Annotated in this window: 19 protein-coding genes; 16 read left to right on the top strand and 3 right to left on the bottom strand. The window is 70.3% G+C overall.

All coding sequences use genetic code 11. The features are described 5' to 3' along the window. Both glmS and glmU read right to left on the bottom strand, forming a co-directional pair. On the bottom strand, positions 1-1,815 hold the full coding sequence (gene glmS, locus BUR94_RS08130; protein WP_074255712.1) for a glutamine--fructose-6-phosphate transaminase (isomerizing): 1,815 nt from the start codon (positions 1,813-1,815) through the stop codon (positions 1-3). After that, the gene (glmU, locus tag BUR94_RS08125; protein ID WP_074255710.1) at positions 1,815-3,167 is read right to left on the bottom strand and encodes a bifunctional UDP-N-acetylglucosamine diphosphorylase/glucosamine-1-phosphate N-acetyltransferase GlmU; all 1,353 of its coding nucleotides are present in this window, start codon (positions 3,165-3,167) and stop codon (positions 1,815-1,817) included. Before glmU ends, glmS begins: the two co-directional genes overlap by 1 nt. 132 nt (positions 3,168-3,299) lie before the next feature. Here glmU and BUR94_RS08120 point away from each other — a divergent pair, with 132 nt between their 5' ends. The 16 genes from BUR94_RS08120 to BUR94_RS08045 all read left to right on the top strand — a co-directional run bounded on the left by BUR94_RS08120 (position 3,300) and on the right by BUR94_RS08045 (position 18,118). Further along, on the top strand, positions 3,300-3,956 hold the full coding sequence (locus tag BUR94_RS08120) for an HAD-IA family hydrolase (RefSeq protein ID WP_074255709.1): 657 nt from the start codon (positions 3,300-3,302) through the stop codon (positions 3,954-3,956). 31 nt (positions 3,957-3,987) lie between these two features. Continuing rightward, on the top strand, positions 3,988-5,181 hold the full coding sequence (locus BUR94_RS08115; RefSeq protein ID WP_074255707.1) for a DegT/DnrJ/EryC1/StrS family aminotransferase: 1,194 nt from the start codon (positions 3,988-3,990) through the stop codon (positions 5,179-5,181). A gap of 161 nt (positions 5,182-5,342) precedes the next feature. Continuing rightward, positions 5,343-5,990, top strand: coding sequence for a DUF1236 domain-containing protein (locus BUR94_RS08110; protein ID WP_074255705.1), 648 nt, complete (start codon positions 5,343-5,345; stop codon positions 5,988-5,990). 286 nt (positions 5,991-6,276) lie between these two features. Next, the gene (locus BUR94_RS08105) at positions 6,277-6,918 is read left to right on the top strand and encodes an SH3 domain-containing protein (RefSeq protein ID WP_074255704.1); all 642 of its coding nucleotides are present in this window, start codon (positions 6,277-6,279) and stop codon (positions 6,916-6,918) included. A gap of 276 nt (positions 6,919-7,194) precedes the next feature. Further along, positions 7,195-8,355, top strand: a complete 1,161-nt coding sequence (locus tag BUR94_RS08100) for an isovaleryl-CoA dehydrogenase (RefSeq protein ID WP_074255702.1) — start codon at positions 7,195-7,197, stop codon at positions 8,353-8,355. Positions 8,356-8,363: 8 nt separating this feature from the next. After that, the gene (locus BUR94_RS08095) at positions 8,364-8,672 is read left to right on the top strand and encodes a hypothetical protein (RefSeq protein WP_074255700.1); all 309 of its coding nucleotides are present in this window, start codon (positions 8,364-8,366) and stop codon (positions 8,670-8,672) included. Further along, positions 8,669-9,163: a lysozyme inhibitor LprI family protein gene (locus tag BUR94_RS08090; RefSeq protein ID WP_074255698.1), complete on the top strand. Its 495-nt coding sequence runs from the start codon at positions 8,669-8,671 to the stop codon at positions 9,161-9,163. The genes BUR94_RS08095 and BUR94_RS08090 overlap by 4 nt, the downstream gene beginning before the upstream one ends. Further along, positions 9,160-9,978 (top strand): EcsC family protein, encoded by an 819-nt coding sequence (locus BUR94_RS08085; protein ID WP_074255696.1) that lies wholly within the window; start codon positions 9,160-9,162, stop codon positions 9,976-9,978. The genes BUR94_RS08090 and BUR94_RS08085 overlap by 4 nt, the downstream gene beginning before the upstream one ends. Then, positions 9,975-11,585 carry a carboxyl transferase domain-containing protein gene (locus BUR94_RS08080; protein WP_074255695.1) on the top strand — a complete coding sequence of 537 codons (1,611 nt, stop codon included), beginning with the start codon at positions 9,975-9,977 and terminating at the stop codon, positions 11,583-11,585. The genes BUR94_RS08085 and BUR94_RS08080 overlap by 4 nt, the downstream gene beginning before the upstream one ends. Before the next feature lie 87 nt (positions 11,586-11,672). Further along, a complete protein-coding gene (locus BUR94_RS08075) occupies positions 11,673-12,125 on the top strand; it encodes a thermonuclease family protein (RefSeq protein WP_175570436.1) in 453 nt (150 codons plus the stop codon). After that, on the top strand, positions 12,122-12,607 hold the full coding sequence (locus tag BUR94_RS08070; protein ID WP_074255692.1) for a hypothetical protein: 486 nt from the start codon (positions 12,122-12,124) through the stop codon (positions 12,605-12,607). The genes BUR94_RS08075 and BUR94_RS08070 overlap by 4 nt, the downstream gene beginning before the upstream one ends. Continuing rightward, positions 12,600-14,528 carry an acetyl-CoA carboxylase biotin carboxylase subunit gene (locus BUR94_RS08065; RefSeq protein WP_074255690.1) on the top strand — a complete coding sequence of 643 codons (1,929 nt, stop codon included), beginning with the start codon at positions 12,600-12,602 and terminating at the stop codon, positions 14,526-14,528. Before BUR94_RS08070 ends, BUR94_RS08065 begins: the two co-directional genes overlap by 8 nt. A gap of 49 nt (positions 14,529-14,577) precedes the next feature. Continuing rightward, positions 14,578-15,228, top strand: coding sequence for a glutathione S-transferase family protein (locus BUR94_RS08060; RefSeq protein ID WP_074255688.1), 651 nt, complete (start codon positions 14,578-14,580; stop codon positions 15,226-15,228). After that, the gene (locus BUR94_RS08055; RefSeq protein ID WP_074255687.1) at positions 15,222-16,082 is read left to right on the top strand and encodes a hydroxymethylglutaryl-CoA lyase; all 861 of its coding nucleotides are present in this window, start codon (positions 15,222-15,224) and stop codon (positions 16,080-16,082) included. Before BUR94_RS08060 ends, BUR94_RS08055 begins: the two co-directional genes overlap by 7 nt. Next, positions 16,079-16,858 carry a crotonase/enoyl-CoA hydratase family protein gene (locus tag BUR94_RS08050; protein WP_074255685.1) on the top strand — a complete coding sequence of 260 codons (780 nt, stop codon included), beginning with the start codon at positions 16,079-16,081 and terminating at the stop codon, positions 16,856-16,858. Before BUR94_RS08055 ends, BUR94_RS08050 begins: the two co-directional genes overlap by 4 nt. Before the next feature lie 123 nt (positions 16,859-16,981). After that, on the top strand, positions 16,982-18,118 hold the full coding sequence (locus BUR94_RS08045; protein WP_425445236.1) for a lytic murein transglycosylase: 1,137 nt from the start codon (positions 16,982-16,984) through the stop codon (positions 18,116-18,118). A 7-nt stretch (positions 18,119-18,125) separates the two neighbouring features. Here the strand turns inward: BUR94_RS08045 and eda are convergent, their stop codons facing one another. Then, the gene (eda, locus tag BUR94_RS08040) at positions 18,126-18,767 is read right to left on the bottom strand and encodes a bifunctional 4-hydroxy-2-oxoglutarate aldolase/2-dehydro-3-deoxy-phosphogluconate aldolase (RefSeq protein WP_074255683.1); all 642 of its coding nucleotides are present in this window, start codon (positions 18,765-18,767) and stop codon (positions 18,126-18,128) included. Positions 18,768-18,782 lie beyond the last annotated feature (15 nt).

Genomic DNA, 18,782 nt, shown 5'->3' with positions numbered 1-18,782 from the left:
TTATTCCACCGTTACCGACTTGGCGAGGTTGCGGGGCTGGTCCACGTCGGTGCCCTTGGCGACGGCGGTGTGGTAGGCCAGCAGCTGCGCGGGCAGAGCGTAGAGGATGGGGGCCAGCGCCGGGGAGACCTCGGGGAGGATGATCTGGCGCCAGGTGCCCTCGGCAGCGGCCTTGGCACCGCGTGCGTCGGTGACCAGCACCACCTTGCCGGCCCGCGCCATGACCTCCTGCATGTTCGACACGGTCTTGTCGAAGAGCCCGTCGGAGGGGGCCATGAAGACGACCGGCGTGTGCTGGTCGATCAGGGCGATGGGGCCGTGCTTCAGCTCGCCGGAGGCATAGCCTTCGGCATGGATGTAGCTGATTTCCTTCAGCTTCAGCGCGCCTTCCATGGCCAGCGGGTAGAGCGGGCCGCGGCCCAGGAAGAGGATGTCGCGGGCCTCGGCGAGCTTTTGCGCGGTGGCTTCGATCTCGGGCGAGGCGGCGAGTGCGGCGTTGAAGAGGCCGGGGAGGGCCTTGAGCTGGGCGAGGTGCTCGCTCGCCTCTTCGGGCGTCAGGGTGCCACGGTCGAGCCCGGCCTTGAGGGCCAGCAGGAAGAGCACGGTGAGCTGGCAGGTGAAGGCCTTGGTGGAGGCCACGCCGATCTCGGCGCCCGCGAGGATCGGCAGGGCGATGTCGGAGGCGCGGGCGATGGAGCTTTCAGGCACGTTGACCACGGAGGCGATCATCGCCTTGTCTTCGCAGTAGCGCAGGGCGGCCAGGGTGTCGGCGGTTTCGCCCGACTGGCTGACGAAAAGCGCCAGGGTGCGGGCCGGGATCGGCGGCTCGCGGTAGCGGAACTCGGAGGCGATATCGACCTCGACGGGAAGGCGGGCGATCTGCTCGAACCAGTATTTTGCCGTCAGGCAGGCATAGAAGGCGGTGCCGCAGGCGACCATGGTGAGGCGGTCGAATTTGGTGAAGTCGAGGCCCGGCTCGGGCAGGGCGATGCCTGCGTCAGTGAGATAGTAGGAAAGCGCCTCGCCCAGCACGGTGGGCTGCTCGGCAATCTCCTTGGCCATGAAGTGCTTGTGCCCGCCCTTGTCGATATGGGTGGCGTCGATGCTCACCGTCTTCACCGGGCGGTTGGCGCGGTTGCCCTTGGCGTCGAAGATCTCGACGCTCTGACGAGTGAGCACGCACCAGTCGCCATCTTCGAGATAGGTGATGCGGTCGGTCATCGGGGCCAGGGCGATGGCGTCGGAACCGACGAAGACCTCGCCCTGTCCATGGCCGATGGCGAGCGGCGAGCCCTTGCGGGCGGCGATCAGCAGGTTGTCTTCGCCCTCGAAGAGGAAGCAGAGGGCGAAGGCGCCGGTGAGGCGGGCGATGACCTGCTCGCAGGCGTCGCGGGGGGCGAGGCCCTGGGCGAGGTAGTGCTGGGTGAGGAGGGCGACGACCTCGGTGTCGGTGTCGGTCACGGTGTTGAGCCCGTGGCCGGCCAGCTCCTCGCGCAGCTCGCGGAAGTTTTCGACGATGCCGTTGTGGACAACGGCGACGGGGCCGGCGCGATGCGGGTGGGCGTTGGTCTCGTTGGCGGCGCCATGGGTGGCCCAGCGGGTGTGGCCGATCCCGGCCTTGCCGGCGAGCGGTGCGTGCACCAGCAGGTCAGACAGGTTGACCAGCTTGCCGACGGCGCGGCGGCGGTCGAGCGCGGCGCCGTTGACGGTTGCGATGCCGGCGCTGTCGTAACCGCGATACTCAAGCCGTTTCAGGGCCTCCACCAGCAGGGGGGCGGCTTCATGATCTCCGAGGACGCCGACGATTCCGCACATCAGTGTTTCTCCTGTTTCGCGGCCTTGGCGGCGCGCAGCCTGTCCATGAGTTTGCGGGCAAGGCCGGGCTTGTTGGACTGCCGGCCACGGGCGACGGCGAGGGCGCCGTCGGGCACGTTCTCGGTGATGACCGAGCCCGAGGCGGTGAGGGCCTCGGCGCCGACCGTCACCGGGGCGACCAGCATGGTGTTGGAGCCGATGAAGGCGCGGGCGCCAATCTCGGTGCGGTGCTTGAAGACGCCATCGTAGTTGCAGGTGATGGTGCCCGCGCCGATGTTGGCGGCCTCGCCCACGAAGGCATCGCCGATGTAGCTGAGGTGGTTGACCTTGGCGCCCTCGGCGATCTCGGCGTTCTTGATCTCGACGAAGTTGCCGACCTTGGCGTTGTTGGCCAGTTCCGCGCCGGGACGGAGGCGGGCGTAGGGGCCGACCTGCGCGCCCTGGCTGACGTGGCAGCCCTCGAGGTGCGAGAAGGCGCGGATCTCTGCGCCGGTCTCGACGGTCACGCCGGGGCCGAAGACGACGTAGGGCTCGATGATGGCATCGCGGCCGATCCAGGTGTCCCAGGCGAAGTGGACGGTCTCGGGGGCGGTGAGGGTGACGCCGTTCTCCAGCGCCTCGCTGCGTTTGCGGGCCTGGAAGGCGGCCTCGGCTCCGGCGAGGTCGGCGCGGGAGTTGACGCCCAGGGTCTCGGCCTCGTCGCAGATCACCACGCCACAGGAGAGGCCGCGGGCGCGGGCGATGGCGACGATATCGGTGAGGTAGTACTCGCCGGCGGCATTGTCGTTGGTCACGTCATCGAGCAGCGCGAAGAGCTGGGCCGCGTCGGCGCAGATGACGCCCGAGTTGCAGAGCGGGATGGCGCGTTGCGCCGCGGTCGCGTCCTTGTACTCGATGATGGCTTCGAGGCTGTCGCCGTCCATGAAGAGGCGGCCGTAGCGGGCCGGGTCGGCGGGCTCGAAACCCAGCACCACCACGGCGTGGCGGGCACGGGCCTCCTGCATGGCCTGGAGGGTCTCGGGGCGGATGAAGGGGGTGTCGCCGTAAAGGACGATGGCATCGCCCTCGGCGCCCTGCAGCGCCGCGCGGGCCTGCAGCACGGCATGGCCGGTGCCGAGGCGGTCGTCCTGGATCACCACCTGGGCGGTCTCGTCGATCTCGGCCACGGCCTTCTCGACCTCTTCGGCGCCGTGGCCCGCGACCACGACGATGCGCGCGGGCTCCAGCGCGCTGCCGGCCTGCATGGCATGGGCCAGAAGGGGGGCGTGGCCGACCCGGTGCAGCACCTTCGGCAAATCGGACTGCATGCGGGTGCCTTGCCCCGCGGCGAGGATGATCAGGCTGGCGCTCATGGCCCTCTGCCCCTTTTGTTCTGCTCCACTCCGGTTTAACCCGAAGACCTTGGCCCCGTTCTACCCGAGGGGCGGTTCGTGGCAAGGGGCTGCAATGTCACTTGTGGTGACGGATTGTAACAGGAGCAGGCAATGAAAACGGTGGTCTTCGACCTGGATGGCACGCTGGCGGACACCTCGAAGGACCTGATCGCGGCGGCCAATGCCTGCTTTGTCGCGCGCGGCCTGGGCGCATTGCTGGATCCGGTGGCCGATGCGCGCACGGCCTTTCGCGGCGGACGGGCGATGCTGACGCTGGGGCACGGGCGCGCCGGGCTGGGGGTGGCCGAGGTCGAGGCGGATTATCCGCTGCTGCTGGAGCATTACGGGGCGCATATCGACGTGCACACGGTGCTCTACCCCGGCGCCATGGAGGCGGTCGAGGCGCTGCGGGGCGCGGGCTATGCGGTGTCGATCTGCACCAACAAGCCGGAGGGGCTGGCGGAGACCCTGACGCGGCGGCTCGGGGTGCGCGACATGTTCGGGGCGCTGATCGGGGCCGACACGCTGCCCACGCGCAAGCCCGACCCGGCGCCCTATTTCGCCGCCGTCGAGCGGGCCGGGGGCACGCGGGGCATCCTGATCGGCGACACCGAGACCGACCGCAACACCGCGCGGGCAGCGGGCATCCCTTGCGTGCTGGTCACCTTCGGGCCGGACGGGCGCGGGGTGGAGGCGCTGGAGCCCGAGGCGTTGCTCGACCGCTTCGAGGACCTGCCGGAACTGGCCGGCCGGCTGCTGGCGGATTGACCGGCGGCAGGTGGCGGAGCAGGGTGCGGCCATGACAGAGGTGTTCACCGGAAATTTCACCCAGCAGGAGCCGCTGCCGGAGGCGGCGCTGGAGGCGGCCATGGCGGTGCTGCGGCATGGCCGGCTGCATCGCTACAACCTCAAGCCCGGAGAGCTGGGGGAGGTGGCGCTGCTGGAGCAGGAGTTTGCCGCCTTCGTGGGGGCGAAGTATTGCCTGGCGACGGCAAGCGGCGGCTCGGCGATCGGGCTGGCGCTCCGTGCGGTCGGCGTGAAGCCGGGGGACAGGGTGCTGACCAATGCCTTCACGCTCGCCCCTGTGCCGGGCGCAATTGCTGCGGTGGGGGCGGAGCCGGTGTTCGTGGAGGTGACCGACGGGCTGGTGATCGACCTCGACGACCTCGCGGCCAAGGCGGGCGAGGCCGGGGTGCTGCTGCTCAGCCACATGCGCGGCCATATCTGCGACATGGGCCGGCTGATGGAGATCTGCGATGCGGCAAATGTGACCGTGGTCGAAGATTGCGCGCATACCATGGGCGCCACATGGGAGGGCGTACCGAGCGGGCGGCATGGCGCGGTGGCCTGCTACTCGACCCAGACCTACAAGCATATGAACTCTGGCGAGGGCGGCCTGCTGGTGACAGATGACGAGGACATCGCGGCCAAGGCGGTGCTGCTCTCGGGGTCCTACATGCTCTACGAGCGCCACAAGGCGGCGCCGGGGGCGGAGGTCTTTGCCCGCCACCGGATGGAGATGCCCAATATCTCCGGCCGGATGGACAACCTGCGGGCCGCCATCCTGCGACCCCAGCTGGCGGAGCTGCCGCGCCAGATCGCACGGTGGAACGCGCGGTATCGGGCGGTGGAAGAGGGCATCCGGGGCACGCCGGGGTTGACGGTGGTGGAACGGCCGGACCAGGAGCATTTCGTGGGATCGTCGATCCAGTTCCTGCTCAAGGGTTGGGGCGCGGGGGCGGTGGGCGAGGTGCTGGAGCGCTGCCTGAAACGGGGCGTGGAGCTGAAGTGGTTCGGCGGGCCCGATCCGGTGGGCTTTACCTCGCGCTATGCCCATTGGCGTTATGCCGCGCCGCCCGAGTTGGAGCAGACCGACGGGGTGCTCTCGGGGCTGATGGACATGCGGTTGCCGCTGACCTTCTCGATTGCCGATTGCGAGCTGATCGCGCGGATCATCCGGGCCGAGGTGGGCGCGGTGTTTCAGGCGCGGTGAGGCCGGGCGGCGCTACCTGTGGCGGCCAGATCTTGCCGATGGTCTCGGGGGCGTGAAGGAACAAGCCCCCGTGATGGCGAGTTGACTGACCATACGCGCCCCGGCGGCAGCCCGTGCTGCGCAAGTCCGGCGGCATTTACGCCTGCCAAGGAATTTGAACCATGAAACCCCAACTTTTCGCCACGGCAGTGGCGCTTGTCCTCGTGGCCGGTCCGAGCCTCGCCGTTCCGGCCACCGCGACCACCGACCTCAACCTCCGGGCCGGCCCCGGCCCCGAGTACCCCGTTGTCGGCACCATCCAGGCCCGGACTCAGGCCGAGGTGGAAGGCTGCCTGGAGGCGGCCAATTGGTGCAAGGTCACCTACATGGGCCAGGAGGGCTGGGCCTTTGGCGACTATCTGAGCGCCAGCGCCGAGACCGCCACCCCGATCGAGCTGCCCAAGACGGTGACCTATACCCGCACCGTCACCAAGACCAAGGGCGACGAGAGCACGACGACCGTCACCACCGCCACCACCCAGGATCCGGTGATGGGTGCGCTGCTCTCGGGCCCCTCGGCCACCCGCAACGGCGCCCTGCTCGCCGCCCAGGCCGCGGCCAACGATCCGGGCACCCAGGTGGTGACCTATGTGACCGAGAACCCGGTCGCGCCGGTCTACCTCGATGGCGAGGTGGTGCTGGGCGCCGGGGTGCCGGAGACGGTGACGATCTACCAGGTGCCGGACAGCGATTATTCCTACGTCAACATCAACGGTCAGAACGTGCTGGTGGAGCGGCAGAGCCGCAGCATCGTCTACGTCTACCGGTAGGGATTTCGGCCGCCACGCGGCGCGGGAGAAAAGGCGGGGCGTCTTGACGGGCGCCCCGTTTTCGTGCGGGGCGAAGCGGTGCCTGCGCAGGCGTGAGGATCAAGAAATCTTGCAGCCTGTAACATCCAACGGCTTGATACCGCTCACTATTCTCGCGTTCCGGTTGCAGGGCGCAACGGCGTTGGAACCACCCCCGAGCCGGGCTTGTTGTGCGCCCACACCGACCGGGCAGCGAGATGATCTCGCGGAAGACCCGGCAGAGCAGACGACAAGAACGGAGAGACCCATGTTCAAGACACTTACCCTGAGCGCCGCCGCCCTGTGCGTGGCCGCGACCCCGATGCTGGCCGACACGGCCACCGCCACCACCGACCTCAACCTGCGGGCCGGCCCCGGCCCCGAGTTCGAAGTGATCGGCGTGATCCCCGGCCTGGACCAGGCCGAGGTCGAGGGCTGCATGGAGACCGGCGCCTGGTGCCAGGTCACCTATAACGGCGAGACCGGCTGGGCCCATCGGCACTACCTCAGCGGTTCGGCTACCGAGGCCACCCAGGTGACCACGACCCGCACCGTGACCTACATGAAGGAAGGCGGCAACGAGGGTGCAGGCGCTGCGGCCGGTGCCGTGACCGGCGGAGCCATCGCCGGTGCGCTGATCGGCGGGCCGGCGGCGATTGCCGCGGGCGTGGTGCTCGGCGCCAATGCCGGCAGCGATGCCGTGCCCGAGCCCGAGACCCGCACCGTGACCTATGTCACCGAAAACCCGGTCGAGCCGGTCTACCTTGACGGCGAAGTGGTGCTCGGCGCGGGCGTGCCGGAAGACATCACCATCTACCCGGTGCCGGATAGCGAGTACTCCTACCTCAACATCAACGGCCAGGACGTGCTGGTGCGCGAGGACCGGACCATCGTTTACATCTACCGCTAAGGCGGAAGACCTCCAGCCTGAAGGGCGGCCCCGCGTGGGCCGCCCTTTTTTTATGCAGCAGGGAACCGGGGTCCCGGTCGGGGCGTTGCCTCGCTGATCTCCCCTGCCGGGCTGCCTCGCGGGTTTCCCGCCCCGGCATGGCCAAGGAGCGGCCGTCCTCCCCCGGCCGCTCCTTTCTTTTTGCCCCGATCGCGGTGCGCGACGGGAATCGTTGACCGCGGGGCGCAGCTCTCCTACTATTTGAACGCTTGTTCAATAAACGGGAGGAGCAGGCGGATGTTTGCAGGACAATTGACCTTTGACCTCGGCGAGGAGGTGGGGGCGCTGCGCGAGATGGTGCAGCGCTTCGCGCAGGAGCGTATCCGGCCCATTGCGGCGGAGGTGGATGCGAAAAACGAGTTTCCGGCGGCGCTCTGGCGCGAGCTGGGCGAGCTGGGGTTGCTCGGCGTGACCGTGCCGGAGGAGTACGGCGGGGCAGGGATGGGCTACCTCGCCCATGCGGTCGCGGTGGAAGAGATCGCGCGGGCCTCGGCCTCGATCTCGCTGAGCTACGGCGCCCATTCCAACCTCTGCGTCAACCAGATCAACCTGAACGGCTCGCCGGAGCAGAAGGCAAAGTACCTGCCCGGTCTGGTCAGCGGCGCGCATGTGGGCGCCCTGGCGATGAGCGAGGCGGGGGCGGGCTCGGACGTGGTGAGCATGAAGCTGCGCGCCGAAAAGCGGAACGACCATTACCGGCTCAACGGCACGAAATACTGGATCACCAACGGCCCGGATGCCGACACGCTGGTGGTTTACGCCAAGACCGACCCGGAAGCGGGCAGCAAGGGGATCACCGCCTTCCTGATCGAGAAGTCGATGACCGGGTTTTCCACCTCCAAGCACTTCGACAAGCTCGGGATGCGCGGCTCCAACACCGCCGAGCTGGTGTTCGAGGATGTGGAGGTGCCCTTCGAGAACGTGCTGGGCGAAGAGGGCGGCGGCGTGCGCGTGCTGATGAGCGGGCTCGACTACGAGCGCGTGGTGCTGGCGGCCATCGGGCCGGGGATCATCGCCGCCTGTCTCGACGAGGTGATGCCCTACCTGGCCGAGCGCAAGCAGTTCGGCAAGCCGATCGGGAGCTTCCAGCTGATGCAGGGCAAGATCGCCGACATGTATGTGGCGCTGAACTCCAGCCGGGCCTACGTGTACGAGGTGGCCAAGGCCTGCGACCGGGGCGAGGTGACCCGCGCGGATGCCGCGGCCTGCTGCCTCTATGCCTCCGAGCAGGCGATGGTGCAGGCGCACCAGGCGGTGCAGGCGATGGGGGGCGCGGGCTTCATGGCCGATGCGCCGGTGGCGCGGCTGTTCCGCGACGCCAAGCTGATGGAGATCGGCGCGGGCACGTCCGAGATCCGGCGGATGCTGGTGGGCCGCGAGCTGATGGGGGCGGTGTGAGGGCGGCGGTGGCCCTCCTCCTGATGACGTCGAGCGTGGAGGCGCAGGTGAAACCCAAGCAACCCGGCACATACGAGGCCATCGTGGCGCGGCTCGACGCCTGCCTCGCGGCGGGCGAGAGTGACCGGGCCTGCGTGGAGGCGGCACTGGCCGAGTGCCTGAACGCAGGCAGCTACGAGGCTTGCGCCGATCACCTGGCAGCGGCGATGCTGGCGCGGGCCGAGGCGGCCTGCGCGGGCGGCTTGCCGGCCCCGGGCTGCAAGCTCAGGGTCGCCGGCGAGGCGCTGATCGCGGCACGGAAGGAGGCGGCGAAATGAGATGGATCCTTGTTCTGCTGGCCCTGGCCAGCCCGGCGGCGGCGCAGGAACTGGCCTTCGATCCGCTGCTGGCGGAGGAATGCGAGGAGCAGCGGCCGGAGTTTGCCGCGCGCGAGCAATGCATCGGCTGGGCGGCGAATGCCTGCATGGAGAACACCGAGGGCGGGCAGTCGACCGCGGGGATGAACGGCTGCCTCGATGCGGAGTGGCAGTATTGGGACGCGCGGCTGAACCAGCATTACCGGGAGGCGATTGCGCGGGCGAAGGGGTTTGACGTGGAGATGGCCACGGCGCAGAACGGGCACCTGTCGGCGGAGGAGACGCTGCGCGACATGCAGCGGGCCTGGATCGTGTTCCGCGACGCCAAATGCGATTACGTGCGCTCGCAGTGGTCGGGTGGCACCGGGCAGGGGCCGGCGATGCTGTCCTGCCTGATGCAGGAGACCGGGCGGCAGGCGCTTTGGCTCCAGGTGCAGGCGGAGGGGATGTGAGCGAGAAGGGCGATCTTCCGGACCGTGACCGCCGCTTCGAGGCGGCGCTGACGGCTGCGCTGGCGGAGCAGGAGAAATACGAGAAGAAGCGCTATTCGCGGCTCGGGCGCGGGGCCGAGAAGGCGACCGCGCCGCTCGGCGGGCTGCTGCGGCGGCTGGTGCCGCCGGGGATGCTGCGCCGGGCGCTGGTGATGGCCGACCGGGGCGCGGGGTGGACGCTGCCTGCGGTGGCCCATGACACCAACGACCTCGCGGCCTGCGATGTGGTCGCGCTGCGGGTGCAGGGCTGGGCGGCGGGCTCCGGCGCGGCCTCGGGCGGGGCGGCGGGCTGGTTCGGGGGCCTGGGCATGACGCTGGATATTCCGGCAACCATCAGCCTCGCGGCACGCACGGTGCGGGCCACGGGCCAGTGCTACGGCTTCGAAGGCGAGGGCGAGGAGGAGCTGGTGTTTCGCCTCATGGTGCTGGAGCTTGCCACGGTGCGCGGGCTGGAGGGGCGCAAGGAGAGCCTCGGCAAGGTCAACCAGCTGGCCCGCGAGTTGCAGGCCCCCGAGGTGCGCTACGTGCTGGAAAAGGGCGCCGACTGGGTGGTCGACAAGGTGGTGGACCGGGTGGCGCGCGGGCTGGGTACCGATCTTCTGAAGCGCAAGGCCGCGCAGGTGGTGCCGCTGGCGGGTGCGGCGATCGGCGCGGGCGTGAACGCGAGCTTTCAGACCGACGTGGCGCGGGCGGCGCGCTACGGGTTCAGGCTCAGGTGGTTGATGCACCGGCAGCTCCTGCCGGCGCCGGAATTTTCGACTGGGGAAGAGGCATGATCCTGACGTCACATCTCTCTGTGAAATCGGAGGACTTCGCGGCCAACCGGGCGGCGTCGGACGCCGCGCTGGCGCGCGCGCGGGCTGCGGCAGAGGCGGCGGCGGAGGGGGGCGGCGCGAGGGCGCGGGAGCGCCATCTGGGCCGGGGCAAGATGCTGCCGCGCGACCGGGTGGCGGGGCTGCTCGACCCGGGCTCGCCGTTTCTCGAGGTGGGCGCCACGGCGGCGCACGGGATGTATGGCGGCGACGCGCCCGCGGCAGGCATGATCGCCGGGGTCGGCCGGGTGAAGGGCCGCGAGGTGATGGTGCTGGCCAATGACGCCACGGTGAAGGGCGGCACCTATTATCCGATGTCGGTGAAGAAGCACCTGCGCGCCCAGGAGATCGCCGAGGCCTGCCGGCTGCCCTGCGTCTACCTGGTGGACTCGGGCGGGGCGAACCTGCCGAACCAGGACGAGGTCTTTCCCGACCGCGACCACTTTGGCCGGATCTTCTACAACCAGGCGCAGATGAGCGCGAAGGGGATCGCGCAGATCGCGGTGGTGATGGGCTCTTGCACGGCGGGCGGGGCCTATGTGCCGGCGATGAGCGACGTGAGCATCATCGTGAAGGAGCAGGGCACGATCTTTCTGGCCGGGCCGCCGCTGGTGAAGGCGGCGACCGGCGAGGTGGTGAGCGCCGAAGACCTGGGCGGGGGCGACGTGCATACGCGCCTCTCCGGCGTGGCCGACATGCTGGCCGAGGATGACGCCCATGCCCTGGCCCTGGCGCGGGAGGCGGTGGGCTCGCTGCGCGGCTATGGCGAGGCCGGGGCGTCGCCCATGTTGCAGTCTGCCGAGGCACCGCTCTACGACCCCGAGGAGATTCTCGGCATCGTGCCCGCCGATCCGCGCCAGCCCTGGGATATCCGCGAGGTGATCGCGCGGGTGGTGGACGGCTCGCGCTTCGACGCCTTCAAGCCGCGCTACGGCGAGACGCTGGTCTGCGGCTTTGCCCATGTCGAGGGGATGCCCGTGGGGATCATCGCCAACAACGGCGTGCTGTTCAGCGAGAGCGCGGTGAAGGGCGCGCATTTCGTGGAGCTCTGCTCGCAGCGAAAGATCCCGCTGGTGTTTCTGCAAAACATCACCGGCTTCATGGTCGGCCGGAAATACGAGAACGAGGGCATCGCGCGGCACGGAGCCAAGATGGTGACCGCCGTGGCCACCACCGCCGTGCCCAAGATCACCCTGCTGGTGGGCGGCTCCTTTGGCGCGGGCAATTACGGCATGGCGGGCCGGGCCTACAGCCCCCGGTTCCTCTGGACCTGGCCGACGAGCCGGATCTCGGTGATGGGCGGGGCGCAGGCGGCCGGCGTGCTCGCCACGGTGAAACGCGACGCCATCGAGCGGGGCGGCGGGTGCTGGAGTGCCGAGGAGGAAGCGGCGTTCAAGCAGCCGGTGCTCGACCAGTTCGAGGAGCAGTCCGACCCGCTCTATGCGAGCGCGAGGCTCTGGGATGACGGGATCATCGACCCGCGAAAGTCGCGCGAGGTTCTGGCGCTCAGCCTGCGGGCGGCGCTGAACGCGCCCATCGAGGAGACACGCTTTGGCGTGTTCCGGATGTGAGGCGGCGGCATGGGCTATTGGGCGCGCAGGCGGCAGCTGAAGCGGTTGGAATCGCTCGGGCGACCGCGCCGGCGGGGTCGGCGACGGGTGAGGCTCGGCAACTGGCGGCTCTGGATGGCCGGGCTGGCGCTTGGCCCGGTGCTGCTGGCACCGGTGGTCGACGTGGCGCAGGCCTATGTGAAACCGCGCGACGGGTGCCGCGTGGTGGGTATCATCGACGGCGACACGGTGCGGATGATCTGCCGCGGCGAGGGGCTGGTTTCGGGGCGGTTGCTCGGGTTCGACACGCCCGAGATCAGCGCCCGGTGCATGAGCGAGGCGGGGCGGGCCTGGATGGCGACGCAATACCTGCGCTGGCGCGTCTGGAGCGGCTGGCGCATTGCCGCCCCGATGGGTGAGAAGGACCGCTACGGGCGGGTGCTCGTGCGCATGACCATCGACGGCGAGCCGGTGGCGAGAATGATGATCGCACGCGGACTGGCGCGGACCTATGAAGGTGGGTGGCGCGCGGGCTGGTGTGGAAGCGGAGACGAGGCATGAGCGAGCGCAAGGAAACCAGGGGGCAGTTCATCACAGGGGCGCGTGACCCGGTGAGCGGGCAGCGCTGGGTGCATGTGACGGGCGAAATGGTGGCGGCCCATCCGCAGGGGCGGCTGAACCTGGCGCTCTACGCGGTGGTGGTCTTTCTCTTCGGGATGGCGGCCTGGCGGCTGGTGCTCTGGACCTTCGTCTTCGGCGGGGTCTGGATGGGGGTCGAGGTGGTGTTCTTCCTGCTCGCGGCGGCGGCGCTGTTCTTCCGGCTGCCGCCGGGCGGCTGGATGGGGATCACCGCCTGCGCGATGATCCTGGTCGATTTCGCCACCGGCATGAAGGGCGCCTGGGGCGGGCAACTCTGGGCGCTGGGTGAGGCCGTGGCGGCGGTGGCGGCGGGGTTCTACCTGCTGACGGGGGAGCGGCCGAACTTCATCTACCGGCACAGGTATCTCGCCGGGGACGCCGGGGAGGGCGGGAGCGATGTTTGACAAGATCCTGATCGCCAACCGGGGCGAGATCGCCTGCCGGGTGATCGACACCTGCCGCAGGTTGGGGGTGCGCACGGTGGCCGTCTTCTCCGAGGCGGACGCGGGCGCGCGGCACGTGGCGATGGCCGACGAGGCCGTGTGCATCGGGCCGGCGGCCTCCGCCTTGAGTTATCTCGACATCTCCAAGGTGGTGGCGGCGGCGGTGGAGACCGGCGCGCAGGGGGTGCATCCGGGCTACGGCTTTCTCAGCGAGAACCCGGAGTTCGTGGCGGCGCTGGACCGCGCGGGCGTGACCTTCATCGGGCCGTCGGCAGAGGCGATCCGGGCGATGGGGCTGAAGGACGCCGCCAAGGCGCGGATGGAGGCGGCGGGCGTGCCGGTGGTGCCGGGCTACCACGGGGCCGAGCAGGACCCGGGGCGGCTGGAGGCCGAGGCGGCGCTGATCGGCTACCCGGTTCTGATCAAGGCGGTCGCGGGCGGCGGCGGCCGGGGGATGCGGCTGGTGACGCGGGCGGAGGACTTCGAGGATGCGCTGGAATCGGCGCGGGTCGAGGCGCTGGGGGCCTTCGGCAACGGCGATGTGCTGATCGAGAAATACATCGAGCACCCGCGCCATATCGAGGTGCAGGTCTTCGGCGACGGGGCGCGGGCGGTGCATCTCTTCGAGCGCGACTGCTCGTTGCAGCGGCGGCACCAGAAGGTGATCGAGGAGGCCCCGGCGCCGGGGATGACCGAGGCGGTGCGCGAGGCCATGGGCAGCGCCGCCGTGCGGGCGGCGGAGGCGATCGGCTACAAGGGCGCGGGGACGGTGGAGTTCATCGTCGATGGCGCAGGCGGGCTCAGGCCGGATGGCTTCTGGTTCATGGAGATGAACACGCGGTTGCAGGTGGAGCATCCGGTGAGCGAGGCGATCACCGGGGTGGACCTGGTGGAATGGCAGCTGCGGGTGGCCTCGGGCGAGCCGTTGCCGATGCGGCAGGAGGAGCTTGCGATCAGCGGCCACGCGATGGAGGCGCGGCTCTATGCCGAGGACGTGCCGGCGGGCTTTCTGCCCGCGACCGGGCGGCTGGAGCGGCTGCGCTTTGGCCCGGGCCGGGTGGATACCGGGGTGCGCGAGGGCGACACGATCAGCCCGCATTACGACCCGATGATCGCCAAGCTGACCTGCTGGGGGGCCACGCGCGACGAGGCGCGGGCGGCGCTGGCGCGCGGGCTGGCGGAGACGGAGGTGGCGGGCGTGGTGACCAACCTCGGCTTCCTCGGGCGGCTGATCGACCATGCGGGCTTTCGCAGCGGCGAGGTGGAGACCGGGCTGATCGCGCGCGAGCTCGACGGGTTGGTGGCGCCTTGCGCGGCGCCGGACCTGCTGGCGCTGGCCGCGCTGGAGGCGCTGGGGCTGAACGAGGCCAGGCCGGGCGAGGGCTTTGCGCTCTGGACGCCGCTCGGCTGGCCGGTGCTGCTGCTGCGCGGCGCCGACCGCATCGAAGGCCGGGTGTCGGCCCTCGGCGGCGGGGCCTTTGCGGTGGCGATCGGTGGGGCCGAGGTGCAGGCGCGGCGCGGCGCGCAGGGGTGGGTGCTGGACGGCCGCCCGGCTCTGGCGCGGGCCGAGGTGGTGGGCGGCAAGGTGCATGTCTTCGGCGCGGAGCCGATGGTCTTTGCCCTGCCGGACCCGCTGGAGACGGCGGGCGAGGCGGCGGGCGAGGGGGCGGTGATGGCCCCGATGCCGGGCGTGGTGCGCTCGATCCATGTGCGCAAGGGCGATGCGGTGACGGCCGGCGACCGGCTGGCGGTGATGGAGGCGATGAAGATGGAGCATGTGATGCGCGCGCCCCATGACGGTGTGGTGGCGGAGCTCGGTGTGGCGGCGGGCGACCAGCTGGAGGCCGGGGCGCTGATCGTGCGGATCGAGGCGCAGCCATGACCGGGCCGCTCATCCGCCCTTCGAGGCGTCTTCGCGGCGGGATGGCGCGATGATCCGGCTGCATCATTGCCACCAGACCCGCTCGATGCGGGTGCTCTGGCTGCTGCACGAGCTGGGCGTCGACTTCGAGCTGGTGGTGCATCCCTTCGACAAGTCGCTGCGGGCGCCGGGCTACCTGGCGCTGAACCCGGCCGGGCGGGTGCCGGCGCTGGAGATCGACGGCGAGGTCTGGTGGGAGTCGGGTGCAATCATGGAATTGCTCTGCGAGCGCTTCCCCGAGGCCGGGCTGGGCCGGGCGCCGGGCCACTCGGAGCGGGCGGACTGGCTGATCTGGCTGCATTTTGCCGAGACCATCAGCCAGCATCTCGCCGCGCTCACCCAACAGCACATCATGCTCTACGACGACGCGATGCGCAGCCCGGTGGTGATGAAGCTCGAGGCGGCGCGGCTGAGCAAGTGCCTCGGCGCGGTGAACGACCGGCTCGAGGGGCGCGAGCACCTGCTGGAGGGCGGCTTTTCGGCGGCGGATGTCGCCGTGGGGCAGGCGGTTTACATGGGCCAGCGGTTTGCCCGGCTGGAGGCCTTTCCGGCGCTGGCGGACTGGTGGGCGCGGGTGTCGTCGCGGCAGGGCTTCGTGGCCTCATTGCCGCCGGAGGGGGCGGAGTTGCTCTACAGCGAGGAGTTCTACGCGCCATGGTGAAGGTGGAGATCTTCGAGGTCGGCCCGCGCGACGGGTTGCAGAACGAGAAGGCGGTGATCGGCGTGGGCGAGAAGGTGGCGCTGGTGGATTGCCTGTCGCGTGCCGGGTTCGACCGGATCGAGGCGGCGAGCTTCGTCAGCCCCAGGTGGGTGCCGCAGATGGCCTCCTCGGGCGAGGTGATGGCCGGGATCACGCGGTCGGAGCGGGTGAGCTACTGGGCGCTGACGCCCAACATGAAGGGTTACGAGGCGGCGCGCGCGGCGCGGGCCGACGGGGTGGCGGTGTTCGGGGCGGCGACGGAGGGGTTCAGCCGCGCCAACCTCAACTGCTCGGTCGCGGAGAGCCTGGAGCGCTTCGAGCCGGTGCTGGCGGCGGCAAAGGCCGACGGGGTGCCGGTGCGGGGCTATGTCTCGGTGGTGACCGATTGCCCCTTCGAGGGCGAGGTCGATCCGGGTGCGGTGGCGCAGGTGGCGGGAGTCCTGCTGAAGATGGGCTGCGCCGAGATTTCGTTGGGCGAGACGCTGGGGCGCGGCGTGCCGGAGCGGGTGGACGCGATGCTGGGCGCGGTGCTGAACGAGGTGCCCGCCGAGCGGCTGGCCGGGCATTTCCATGACACCGGCGGGCGCGCGCTGGACAACATCGAGGTGGCGCTGGCCCGCGGCCTGCGGGTCTTCGATGCCGCCGTGGGAGGGCTCGGGGGCTGCCCCTATGCGCCGGGGGCGGCGGGCAACGTGGCCACCGAGGCGGTGGCGGCGCGGCTGGCGGAGCTGGGCTACGAGACCGGCCTCGACATGGGCGTGCTGCAGGAGGCGGCGGAGATGGCGCGGGCGATGCGGGCAGGGAGGGCGGAATGAGCCTGGTCAGGATCGACAGGGATGCGCGCGGCGTGGTCACGCTCTGGCTCACGCGGGCAGAGAAGCACAACGCGCTCTCGGCGGAGCTGATCGACGAGATCCACGCCGCGATCGAACGATTGGGCGCGGATGAGGCCGTGCGGGTCGTGGTGCTGGCGGGCGAGGGCAAGAGCTTTTGCGCGGGCGGCGACCTGGGCTGGATGCAGGAGCAGATGGCCGCCGATGGCGAGACGCGGGCCGCCGAGGCCTGGCGGCTGGCGGAGATGCTCGGCGCGGTGAACGCCTGCCCCAAGCCGGTGATCGGGCGCATCCACGGCAATGCCTTCGGTGGCGGCGTCGGCATGGCCTGCGTCTGCGACCTGGCGGTGGCCGCCGAGGGCGCGAAGTTCGGCTTTACCGAGACCCGGCTGGGGCTGATTCCGGCCACGATCGGCCCCTATGTGCTGGCACGGATGGGCGAGGCGATGGCGCGGCGGGTGTTCATGAGCGCGCGGATCTTCGGGGCGGCCGAGGCGGTGCGGCTCGGCGTGGTGGCCGAGGCGGTGCCCGAGGAGGCGCTGGATGCGGCGGTGGAGCGGCAGGTGCGGCCCTACCTCGATTGTGCCCCCGGCGCGGTGGCCGAGGCCAAGGCGCTGGCGCTGCGGCTGGGCGCGGCGCCCTCGGAGGCGGAGGTCGAGGCCAGCGTCGCGGCGCTGGTGCGGCGCTGGGAGAGCGCCGAGGCGGGCGAAGGGATCGCCGCCTTCTTCGACAAGCGCAGGGCGCCCTGGATGGGCTGAAGCGCGGGTTTGGCCCGCCCGACGGCGGTGCGCCGCGCGGGTCTGCGCTTGGCCCTTGGGGCGGCGCGCGGGATCGGCTAGGTTCGGCAGCAACGAAGCAGTTCACAAACGGGGAGACACCCGATGATGCGAGCAGTGCTCAACAGGCGCGGATTTCTGATTTCGACGGCGGCGACGGGCCTTCTGGCCGCCTGCGGCGGGCCGGGCGGCTTTGACGCCGTGGCGCCTTCCGCCCCCGACCCGGCGATGCGGCCGGTGGCCAATGCCGGGTTCGACGCCTGGGTGGCGAACTTCAAGCCCAGGGCGGTGAGCGCGGGCGTGAGCCAGGGCGTGGTGGACCGGGCCTTTGCGCGGGCGGGCTTTCTTCCCGGCGTGATCGAGCGCGACCGGAACCAGGCGGAGTTCAAGCGCAGTTTCGAAGATTACCTGTCGCTGGTGGCCAGCGAGAAGAAGGTGGAGATGGGCCGCGCGGCCTTTGCCAGCCAGCGCGGGCGGCTCAATGCCATCGAGGCCAAATATGGCGTGCCGGCGGAGGTGTGCTGTGCGATCTGGGGCGTCGAGAGCACCTATGGCACGCGGCGTGGCGATATCCCGGTGATCTCGGCCTGCGCCACGCTGGCCTATGAGGGGCGGCGCGGGGCCTTCTTCGAGAGCCAGCTGATCGCGGCGCTGAAGATCCTGCAGGCGGGCGACACGACGCCGGAGCGGATGGTGGGCAGCTGGGCGGGCGCGATGGGGCACACCCAGTTCATCCCCACCAGCTTTCAGCTCTTCGCGGTGGATTTCACCGGCGACGGGCGCCGCGACATCTGGGGCGAAGACCCGAGCGACGCCCTGGCCTCGACGGCGGCCTATCTGGCGCGCAACGGCTGGCGGCGCGGCGAGCGCTGGGGCAGCGAGGTGTCGAGCGGCGGGCTCCAGCCCGATCCGGGCGGGCCGCGCTTTGCGGTGGGGCACAACTTCAACGTCATCAAGCGCTACAACAACTCCGACAACTACGCGCTGGCGGTGGGTTACCTCAGCGACCGGATCGCCGGGCGCGGCGGCTTGCAGGCGGAGTTCGGGCCGGACCGATACGGGCTGACCCAGAAGCAGCGCATGGCGCTTCAGGAGGGCCTCAACCGGGCGGGCTACGATGCGGGCACGCCGGATGGGGTGCTGGGCAACAAGACGGCCGCGGCGATCCGGGCCTACCAGCAGGCCAACGGCCTGCCGGTGACGGGCGAGCCTTCGCCCGCCCTGTTGCAGCGGCTCCTCTGAGCCGGGATCAGCGCGGGAGGGCGGCCGCCTCGCGGGCGAGCGCGGTGATGCCCTCCCAGTCGCCGGATTGCACCTTGTCACCGGGCGCGACCCAGGAGCCGCCGACGCACATGACGTTGGGCAGGCTCAGGTAGTCGTTGGCGTTCTTCAGGCTCACGCCTCCGGTGGGGCAGAAGCTGATCTGCGGGATCGGCGCGCCGATGGCCTTGAGCGCGGGCGCGCCGCCGGAGGCCTCGGCGGGGAAGAACTTCATCGCGGTATAGCCGCGCTCCAGCAGGGCCATGGCCTCGGTGGCGGTGGCGGCGCCGGGCAGCAGCGGCAGGCCCTCGTCTTCGCAGGCCTTCAGCAGGGTGTCGGTGGCGCCCGGGCTGACGCCGAACCTGGCGCCGGCCTTCACGGCGGCCTTCACGTCTGCCGAGGTGAGCAGGGTGCCTGCGCCGACGACGCCGCCCTCGACCTCGGACATGGCGCGGATCACGTCGAGTGCGGCGGGGGTGCGCAGCGTGACCTCGAGCGCGGGCAGGCCACCGGCCACGAGGGCCGTGGCGAGAGGCGCGGCATGGGCCAGCTCATCGACCACCAGCACGGGCACGACGGGCGCAAGGGCGCAGATTTCCTTGGTTTTCAGGGAGGCTTCGGCGGGGGTCATCTATGGCTCCTTGGG

The sequence above is a fragment of the Vannielia litorea genome, assembly GCF_900142295.1.
GTDB lineage: Bacteria > Pseudomonadota > Alphaproteobacteria > Rhodobacterales > Rhodobacteraceae > Vannielia > Vannielia litorea.
This window is presented reverse-complemented; position numbering and strand designations above follow the sequence as displayed.